9 protein-coding genes are annotated in these 9,271 nt (G+C 60.2%); 7 read left to right on the forward strand and 2 right to left on the reverse strand.

What is annotated here, in order from left to right; all coding sequences use genetic code 11:
* Positions 1 to 164: 164 nt before the first annotated feature.
* Positions 165 to 611, reverse strand: coding sequence for a hypothetical protein (locus tag BEN47_RS18410; RefSeq protein ID WP_070730565.1), 447 nt, complete (start codon positions 609 to 611; stop codon positions 165 to 167).
* Positions 612 to 848: 237 nt separating this feature from the next.
* Positions 849 to 1,274, reverse strand: coding sequence for a large conductance mechanosensitive channel protein MscL (gene mscL, locus BEN47_RS18415; protein ID WP_070730568.1), 426 nt, complete (start codon positions 1,272 to 1,274; stop codon positions 849 to 851).
* A gap of 231 nt (positions 1,275 to 1,505) precedes the next feature.
* Between mscL and BEN47_RS18420 the strand changes: the two genes are divergently transcribed.
* The 7 genes from BEN47_RS18420 to BEN47_RS18450 form a co-directional block, all read left to right on the forward strand.
* On the forward strand, positions 1,506 to 2,297 hold the full coding sequence (locus tag BEN47_RS18420; RefSeq protein ID WP_070730569.1) for an enoyl-CoA hydratase/isomerase family protein: 792 nt from the start codon (positions 1,506 to 1,508) through the stop codon (positions 2,295 to 2,297).
* A 101-nt stretch (positions 2,298 to 2,398) separates the two neighbouring features.
* Positions 2,399 to 3,907, forward strand: coding sequence for a lipopolysaccharide biosynthesis protein (locus tag BEN47_RS18425; protein WP_070730571.1), 1,509 nt, complete (start codon positions 2,399 to 2,401; stop codon positions 3,905 to 3,907).
* 60 nt (positions 3,908 to 3,967) lie between these two features.
* Positions 3,968 to 4,402 carry a dUTP diphosphatase gene (dut, locus tag BEN47_RS18430; protein ID WP_070730574.1) on the forward strand — a complete coding sequence of 145 codons (435 nt, stop codon included), beginning with the start codon at positions 3,968 to 3,970 and terminating at the stop codon, positions 4,400 to 4,402.
* Positions 4,403 to 4,554: 152 nt separating this feature from the next.
* Positions 4,555 to 5,565, forward strand: coding sequence for a sugar phosphate nucleotidyltransferase (locus BEN47_RS18435; RefSeq protein WP_070730575.1), 1,011 nt, complete (start codon positions 4,555 to 4,557; stop codon positions 5,563 to 5,565).
* A gap of 113 nt (positions 5,566 to 5,678) precedes the next feature.
* On the forward strand, positions 5,679 to 7,499 hold the full coding sequence (locus tag BEN47_RS18440) for a tetratricopeptide repeat protein (RefSeq protein WP_083322577.1): 1,821 nt from the start codon (positions 5,679 to 5,681) through the stop codon (positions 7,497 to 7,499).
* Positions 7,492 to 8,271, forward strand: a complete 780-nt coding sequence (gene lolB1, locus BEN47_RS18445) for a lipoprotein insertase outer membrane protein LolB1 (protein WP_070730577.1) — start codon at positions 7,492 to 7,494, stop codon at positions 8,269 to 8,271. The genes BEN47_RS18440 and lolB1 overlap by 8 nt, the downstream gene beginning before the upstream one ends.
* A gap of 81 nt (positions 8,272 to 8,352) precedes the next feature.
* A partial coding sequence (locus BEN47_RS18450; protein ID WP_369073821.1) for a murein hydrolase activator EnvC family protein occupies positions 8,353 to 9,271 on the forward strand: 919 nt, incomplete at its 3' end.

Raw genomic sequence — 9,271 nt, forward strand, 5'->3', positions numbered from 1 at the left:
CAAGGGTCGTGGCTTCGTCGGGGCTTAGGGCAAGGGGGGCACGCATGGGGCGAAACTACGGCCCCTAAACTTATGCGTTTACTTATGCGCTACCACTTAGAATACCAGTAACGTTTTAGTGACAACTAACAACTAACAACGAGCAACCAAGCTACTATTTGGGGCTAAAAGATGAAGAACTGCTTCTTCATTTTGCTCTTGTGCACCAGCGGCTTGCCGGGAGGATTAGAACCACCTACTGAGTGGCTCATGCCGCGCTTCAGCTCCGAGAAGCCTTTCTTGGCTTTGTACTTGCGCACCATAAAGCCCCGGCCGCTGCGGTTGGAGTCGAACTGCCGGTCGGGAGCGCCGGTGCTGCCGAAGCTGGTGTTGCCCGTGCGGGCTTGCAGGAGCTCCATTTGCTGGTCCTGCTTGATTTGGTCGGGCGTCATGGCCGCGCGGCGCTGGTTGCGGAGCAGTTCTTCGGCGTTGTTGCCGGTGGTGCGCCGCGCGCCGGTTTCGCTGCTGCTTTGGCCGGGCGTGGGGAATGCGGGGCCCGACTGGGCAGCGGCATTGCCAACGGCAACTAGACTTAGACCGCTTAGGAGTGCAGCAGCAAGCAGAAATTTCATTTCGACGACGGATGAAGTGGAGGAGGGATGGCAGCCTAACGGATGGGCGGCCGGGCTGGTTCAATGCAGCGGCCGGATAATAGCCGATTGCAATTAACAAAAAACAAATCTCGCAACTTATTTTGATTCGGCAATTTATCCATCTCCAATAAAATGAATACTTGAGCCTAAAACGGCAAAACCGCTGCCCACAACTCGGTGGACAGCGGTTTTTTCACGTCGAACGAAAAAGGATTTTTAGCCGCGGTTGGTGCGCAGCGAATCGCGGATTTCCATGAGTAGCTGCTGGTCGGCGGTGGGGGCGGGCACGGCCGATACTTCAACGGGCTTCTTCTTGATGCTGTTGGCGGCTTTCACCACCCAAAAAATAGCGAAGGCGATGATGAGGAAGTAGATAATGGCATTGATAAAGTTGCCATAGGTCAAGGCAGCCGAACCAGCTTTCCTGGCTTCTTCCAGGGTGATGTAGGATTTGCCATCGAGCGTGACAAACATATTTTGGAAGTCAACGCCCCCGGTGAACAGGCTCAGGATGGGCATGAGGATGTCGTCGGTGAGTGAGGTGACGACTTTGCCAAACGCCGCGCCGATGATGACGCCGACTGCCAAGTCAAGGACGTTGCCTTTGGAAATAAACTCTTTGAATTCGGAAACAAAACCCATGAAAACGGCGCGGTAAAGTGAAAAAAAACGATGAATTTGATAAAGCTAGGTATTTGATTAAAATAATACGTGCTTTTTCTGAGGCAAAATTGAAAAAAATGCCTGCGCCCAGGGGTGGGTTTCGGCGTACCGGGGCACAAGGCCGACAAGCCGGGCAGTAGGCCCGCCCAGCGCCGCCGGGCCCGTGCCTTATCTTTGGCGTGACCAAATCACTCAGGCCCTTTGCTCGCTATGTCTGTTTCCTACGAAAACCTGCTCTACGAACTGGACGCCGCCAGCGGCATCCTCACCATCACCATCAACCGGCCCAGCAAGCTGAATGCGCTGAACGCCGCCACCATTGAAGACATTGGCGCAGCCATGCAGCAGGCCCTGGACGAGCCCCAGGTGCGCGGCATTATTGTGACGGGCAGCGGCGAGAAGGCCTTTGTGGCCGGCGCCGACATTGCCGAGCTGGCGGCCCTGACGCCCGCCCAGGCCCTGCGCGCCGCCGAACACGGGCAGGAAGCCTTCTGCCGGATTGAGGAGAGCACCAAGCCCGTGGTGGCGGCCGTGAACGGCTTCGCGCTGGGCGGCGGCTGCGAGCTGGCCATGGCCTGCCACATGCGCGTGGCCTCGGACAACGCCCGCTTTGGGCAGCCCGAGGTGAACCTGGGCCTGCTGCCGGGCTACGGCGGCACCCAGCGCCTGCCCCAGCTCGTTGGCAAGGGCAAGGCCATTGAGCTGCTGCTCACGGCCGACCTGGTGAAAGCCGACGAGGCGCTGCGCCTGGGCCTGGTAAACCACGTGGTGCCGCAGGCCGAGCTGCTCGCGTTTTGCCAGCAGCTGCTGGGCAAAATCCTGGGCAAGGCGCCCCTGGCGGTGGGCATGGTGCTGGAATGCGTGAACGCGCACTATGCCAAGGACGCCAACGGCTACGACATGGAGGCAAAGTCGTTCGGCCGGGCGTTTGAAAGCGACGACTTTAAGGAAGGCACGACGGCATTTGTGGAGAAACGCGCGGCGGTGTTCACCGGGAAATAGGCTTTCGGCAATGAGGAATGAGGAATGAAGAATGAGGAATTGCCCCAGTGGCAGTTGCAATAATTCCTCATTATTCATTCCTCATTATTCATTTATAAAGAATGAGTGTAGTTAAAAAACTGGCGTCGCAAACCGCCGTGTACGGGGTGAGCAGCATTGTGGGCCGGGTGCTCACCTATTTGCTGGTGCCGGTGTATACGGGTGCTTTTGCGGCGGCAGAATACGGCGTGGTAACGGGGCTGTACGCCTACGTGTCGTTTCTGAACGTGGTGTTTACCTACGGGATGGAAACCACGTTTTTCCGGTTTGCCAACCGCTCCGGCACCGACCGGCGCGAACTCTATAGCCGGGTGCTGACCCTGCTGCTGCTGAGCAGTGCGGTGCTCACGGCGGGGCTGCTGCTGCTAGCGCGCCCGCTGGCAGACCTGCTTGCTATCCCGGCAGGCCACGAGCGGTACGTGGTGTGGGTGGCCCTTATTCTAGGGCTCGACGCGCTGTCCGCCATTCCGTTTGCCCGGTTGCGGCTTGAAAACAAGGCCCGCAAGTTTGCCACTATCAAGCTGGCCGGCATTGTGCTGAACGTGGGCCTGAACCTGTTCTTTATTGTGCTGTGCCCGGCGGTGATGCGCGGCGAGTGGCTGCCGGAGCTGCAGCCGCTGGTAGCGCGGCTATACGACCCCACGGTGGGCGTGGGCTATGTTTTTCTCTCCAACCTGGTGGCGAGCGGCTTCACGCTGCTGCTGCTGTGGCGTGAGCTGCTGGACTTCCGTTTTCGCCTGAGTCTGGAGCCGCTGCGGCCACTGCTGAAGTATGCCTATCCGCTCATGTTTATGGGGCTGGCGGGCATGGTGAACGAAACGCTGGACCGGATTCTGCTGCCCCTCTGGCTGCCGAAGGACTTTTATCCGGGCCAGAGCAGCCTCACGGCGGTGGGTATTTACGGGGCGTGCTACAAGCTCAGTATTTTCATGTCGCTGGTCATTCAGGCGTTCCGGTACGCGGCCGAGCCGTTCTTCTTCGCTCAAAGCACCGAGAAGAATTCGCCGGCTACGTTTGCCATGATTTTGAAGTGGTTCACGCTGTGCTGCGCCGTGATTTTTGTGGGCATCAGCCTGAACGTGGAAGACTTTGGGCAGCTGTTTCTGCGGCGGCCGGAGTACCTGCAGGGGCTGGTGGTGGTGCCCATTCTGCTGCTGGCCAACCTGTTTCTGGGCGTGTACTACAACTTGTCGGTGTGGTTCAAGCTCACGGATAAAACCTATTACGGCACCTACATCGGGGTGGGCGGCGCGGTGCTCACCATTGCCCTCAACTTCCTGCTGATTCCGGTGCTGGGCTATTTGGGCTGCGCCATTGCCACGCTGGTGGTCTATTTTATGATGGCGGTGCTGTGCTGGCGGCTGGGCGAGCGGCACTTTCCAGTGCCGTATCCGGCGCTGCGGCTGGGGCTGTGGCTGCTGGGCGCGGCCGGGCTGGTGGCACTGGGCTGGTGGGTGCAGCCCACCGACTGGTGGGCGCGCCACGTGTGGCACGCCGGGCTCACGGCGGCGTTTTTGCTGGCGCTGTGGCTCATTGAGCGCCCTCGGGCGGCGGCCACGGCAGCCGTTTAGTTTAGGTACTGCCAGTATAGTGTCACTGCTATCTTTGCGCGTCTCACTTGCTGACTGACTATGCAGATTCCCGTAATCAACACTTCGCGTCACCCGCTGCCCGAATACCAGACGCCCCACGCCGCCGGCCTCGACCTACGCGCCCACCTGGAGGCACCCGTGACGCTGGGGCCACTGGAGCGCGCCCTGATTCCGACGGGGCTCAGCCTGGAAATTCCGGTGGGCTACGAGGCGCAAATCCGGCCCCGCAGTGGCCTGGCCTTCAAGCACGGCATTGGTTTGGTGAACAGCCCCGGCACGATAGACGCCGACTACCGCGGCGAAATCAAGGTGCTGCTGGTGAATTTATCCAATGAGCCGTTCGTGGTGAACGACGGCGAACGCATTGCCCAACTGATAGTTGCCAAGCACGAAACCATTTCCTGGCAGCCTGTCGAGGAGCTCAGCGCAACCCAACGCGGCGCGGGCGGGTATGGAAGCACGGGCCGGGGATAAACGCTTTTACGTTCCCCGACCGCCATGCTGAGCGCAGCCGAAGCATCTCGCGTGCCGCCACTACTCTAAATAATTGAGTCACTATTGCACGCGAGATGCTTCGGCTGCGCTCAGCATGACGTTCTTTTTATCAATAACATCAAGACAATAACATGAAAATCATCGTACCAATGGCCGGCATGGGCAAGCGCATGCGCCCCCACACGCTCACCGTTCCCAAGCCCCTGATTCCGATTGCGGGCAAGCCCATTGTGCAGCGCCTCGTGGAGGACATTGCTAAGGTGTGCGGCGACCAAGTGGAGGAAGTGGCGTTTATCATCGGCCGTTTTGGCGACGCGGTGGAGAAAAGCCTGGTGAAAATTGCCGAATCGGTGGGGGCCAAGGGCACCATTGTGTACCAGGACGAGCCGCTGGGCACGGCCCACGCCATTCTGTGCGCCCAGGAGTCGCTGAGCGGCCCGGTGGTAGTGGCTTTTGCCGACACGCTGTTTAAGGCCGACTTCACGCTGGACTCCAGTGTGCCCGGTACTATCTGGGTGCAGCAGGTGGCCGACCCCAAGCCGTTTGGCGTGGTGAAGCTGGACGCCCAGGGCCGCATCACCGACTTTGTGGAGAAGCCCCAGACGTTTGTGTCGGACCTGGCCATTATCGGCATCTACTATTTCCAGGACGGCGAGTACCTGCGCAGCGAGCTGCAATACTTGCTCGACAACGACATTAAGGACAAGGGCGAGTACCAGCTCACCAACGCTCTGGAAAACATGAAAAACAAAGGCACTGTGTTTGTGCCCGGCCGCGTAACCGAGTGGCTGGACTGCGGTAACAAGGACGCCACCGTGTTCACCAACCAGCGTTACCTGGAATACCTCAAGGAGCGGGGCGAGTCGCTGGTGTCAGAATCGGCCATAATCACCAATTCCGTTATCATCGAGCCGGTGTACATCGGTGAAAACGCCATCGTTACCGATTCGGTGGTGGGGCCGCACGTGTCACTGGGCGACCACGCCAACGTGCGCGACTCGCGCCTGTCGAATTCCATTGTGCAGCAGTCGGCTTCGGTGCTCAATGCCGTTATCACCAACTCAATGATTGGCAACTTTGCCACCGTGACCGGCACGCCCGACGACCTGAGCCTCGGCGATTATAACCAGCTGCGGGTGTGACATTTTAGGGAGTAAATGCGTTACAGCGACGCGGTCTTCTGCGGAGGGTCGCGTCGTTGGGCATTATTACCCGTAATTTCGTGAGCCGGGCCCAGTGCCCGGCTTTATTGCATATGCGTCAAGTTGTTCTTAGTCTGTTGTTTTGCCTGGGGCTGGTGGCTTCCGGCTATGCTCAGCCCGGTGCTGGCGCCGGGAAGCCCCCGTCTAAGCTGACGCGCAAGGAGCAGCGTGCGTTGGAAAAAGAGCAGCGCGACCTCAACAAGAAACTGGCCGAGGCCCGGGCCAAACGTGCCTTGGCGCCGCCCCTCACGGAGCGCGAAAAAGAGCGCAGCGAGTCCCTGTTTGTGGAAGGCGTGAAGTATGCGCTGCTGGAAGACTACCCCAAGGCCCTGGAAAACCTGCTGAAGGCCTACGCCCTGACCCCTGACAACGCGGCTGTTAACTACAAAATAGCGGAGGCCAACCTGCAAAGTGGTAACCTGCGCGATGCCACCAACTACGCGGAAGCCGCCACCCGCCTCGACCCGAAAAACGCCTACTATTACCTCTTGCTGGCTACCATTCAGGCCAGCCAGAAGCAATACGACGGGGCCAGCAAGACCTACGCCACCCTCATCAAGCAGGTGCCCAACTCGGGCAGCTACCTGTTTAATCTGGCCGATTTGTACCTGGTGCAGAACAAGCTGCCCGAGGCCCTGGCTACGTTGGAGCAGGCCGAAAAGGAGTTTGGGCAGGTAGATGAAATCTCCTTCAAAAAGCAGCAGATATACCTCAGGCAGAACAAGCTGGATTTGGCGCTGGGCGAGGGGGAGAAGCTCATTCGGGCTAATCCCAACGAAAGCCGCTACGTGCTGGCCCAGGCCGAGATGTACGCCAGCAACAACCGCCTGGACGACGCCGTGCGCGTGGCCAAGCAGGCCCTGCGCGTGGACCCCGACAACCCCCAGGCCCACATGGTGCTGGCCGAGGTGTACCGCCAGCAAAACCAACCCGACCAAGCCGCCGAGCAGCTCAAGCTGGCTTTCGCCAGCCCGGCGCTCGACATCGACGAGCGGGTGCGCATACTGGTGGGCTACATCAAGCAGCTGCCCAGCCCCAAGGAACCGGTGAACCAGCTGGCGCAGGACCTGGCCGCCGCCACCATCAAAGCATTTCCCAAGGATGCCAAAGCGTACGCGGTGGCGGGCGATGTGCAGGCGCTGACCAACCACCGGAAAGAGGCCCGCGATGCGTATCTGAAGGCGTTGCGCTACGACAATTCCAAGTTCCAGCTGTGGGAGCAGGTCGTGCTCATCGACGCCGAGCTGAACCACACCGATTCCCTGCTCGTGCACACCGACCGCGCCTTGGAGCTGTTTCCGAACCAGTCGTCGCTCTGGTTCTACAACGGTGTGGCCAATTTGCTCAAAAAGCAGTCCCAGAAAGGCGTAAAAGCACTGGAGTACGGCCGCAAGCTGGTGCTAAACAACCCCGCGCTGCTGGGCCAGTTCGACGCCCAGCTGGGCGATGCCTACCACGAGCTGAAGCAGTACGACAAATCGGATGCGGCCTACGAAGCGGCGCTGGTGAGCGAGCCCAACAACGTGCAGGTGCTGAACAACTACAGCTACTACCTGTCGTTGCGGGGCGAAAAGCTGGAAAAGGCCAAGCAGATGTCGGGCAAAGTGGTGAAGCAGTTCCCGGACAACGACACCTACCTCGACACCTACGCTTGGGTGCTATACAAGATGAAAGACTACGCCGGTGCCAAAGCAGCGCTGGAAAAAGCGCTGGAAAGCACCAAAGATGCCTCGGTGATGGAGCACTACGGCGACGTGCTGTATCAACTGGGCGAAAAAGACAAAGCCGTGGCCCAGTGGCAGCGGGCCCGCAAAACCGGCGTGGCGTCGGACCTGCTGGACCGCAAATTGAAAGACCGAAAACTGTATGAATAAACTCACTCTGCTGGTGGCCCTGGGGCTGCTGCTCGGGAGCTGCGCCCGCAAGGCCGTGCCCACCGCCTCTACTACCGGTCCCGGAACATCGGTGCCGGTAGCCGAGTCCACGGTGCGCGCCACCAACACCACTTTCACGTTTCTGAACGCCAAGGGCAAGGCCCAAATTAGCCTGAAAGGCAACAAGCAGGGCGCCAACTTGGCCCTGCGCATGCGCCGCGACAGCATTATCTGGGTATCGGCCTCGCTGGCGGGCATTGAGGGCGTGCGGGCCGTGCTCACCCACGACTCGGTGCGGGTTATCAACCGCCTGGAGAAAACGTATTTTTCGGGCGGCTACGACTACCTGAGCAAACTGCTGAACGTGCCAGTAAGCTTTGCCCAAATGCAGGCCTTGCTGCTAGGCGACTACGTGCCGGCGCCCGCCGGCACCACGCCCACCGTAACCACCGAGGAAGCAGGGCGCCAGCGCGTGGTCTACCCGCTGGCCGACGTGGTGATTGAGCGCCTGCTGCAAGCCGGCACCGGCCGCGTGCAGCAGCTCAAAGTGAGCGACGAGGCCACCAAGCGCAACTTAACGGTGGACTACACCGATTTCCGTCCGCTGGAGGAGCAGGGCAGTGTGTCGTTTGCACACGCCACGTTTATTCAGGCCCAGCAGCCTGAAGCGGGAGTGGCCACGGCCGCCATCAACTACAGCAAGGTGAATGCCGGCCGCGAACGGCTGGCTTTTCCCTTCTCGGTGCCCAAGGGCTACAAGCGGCAGAAATAACAGGAAAGCTCAGCAAGCCAGACGTTGGATAAACAGGCACACCAAATCGAAGAGTGGAGGAGCCCAGCGGGCGTTGCTGGGGTGAGCAGAGGCGGAGCCACGTGGCTGCTGCTGGTGCTGAGCCTATGGCTGGCCGTGCCCGCCGTGGCGCAGCAGCGCCCGAACCAGAAAAAGCAACCCGCCAAAACCACCAAGGCCCGCACCACCACGGCCACCAAAGCCAAGCCCCGCCCCAAAACTACTTCCACCACCCGACCCACTTTCCGCCCCAAGAGCAAGGCCCAACTGGAGCGCGAGCGGCTGAGCAACTTGCGCCAGATTCAGCGGACCAGCCAGGAGCTGAACCAGACCCAGGAGAAGAAAAAAGCCAGCCTGGGCCAACTCAATGTCATCAAGGAGAAGCTGACGGTGAAGAAGGAAGTCATTCAGGGGATTTCGACGCAGCTGCAGGGCATTGAGTCCAACGTGAGCCAAACGGCCACGGAGGTGCTCAAGACCCAGCAAACCCTGCGAGAGCTGAAGGCCGAATACGCTCGGCTGCTGTACACGGCTTCCAAAACGGCCGATGGCTTCAATAAGCTCATGTTTTTGTTTGCCTCGGACTCGTTCAACCAGTTTGCCCTGCGGCTGCGCTACGTGCGGCAGTACACCGAGGAGCGGCAGCGCCAGGCGGCCCGCATCATGGGGGCGCAGACGCGCCTGCACCAGCAGCTCACGGGCCTCACCCAGCAGCAGCGCCGCAAGAGCAGCCTGCTGAACACCCAGCTCACCGAAAATCGCAACCTGCTGTCATTGAAAACCAAAGAAGACCAGATGGTGCAGCAGCTCAGCCAGCAGGAGCAGGGCCTGCGCCAGGAGTTGGAGGAGCGCCGCCGCTCCGTGGTGCGCCTCGACAACCTGATTGCCGAGCGCGTGCGCGAAGAAATTGCGCGCGCCGCCCGGGCCGCGCGCCTGGCTGCCCGCCGCGAAGCCGCGTTGGCCGCCGCTGCGGCAGCTCGCC

Origin of the sequence: Hymenobacter lapidarius (assembly GCF_001816145.1) — a bacterium.
GTDB lineage: Bacteria > Bacteroidota > Bacteroidia > Cytophagales > Hymenobacteraceae > Hymenobacter > Hymenobacter lapidarius.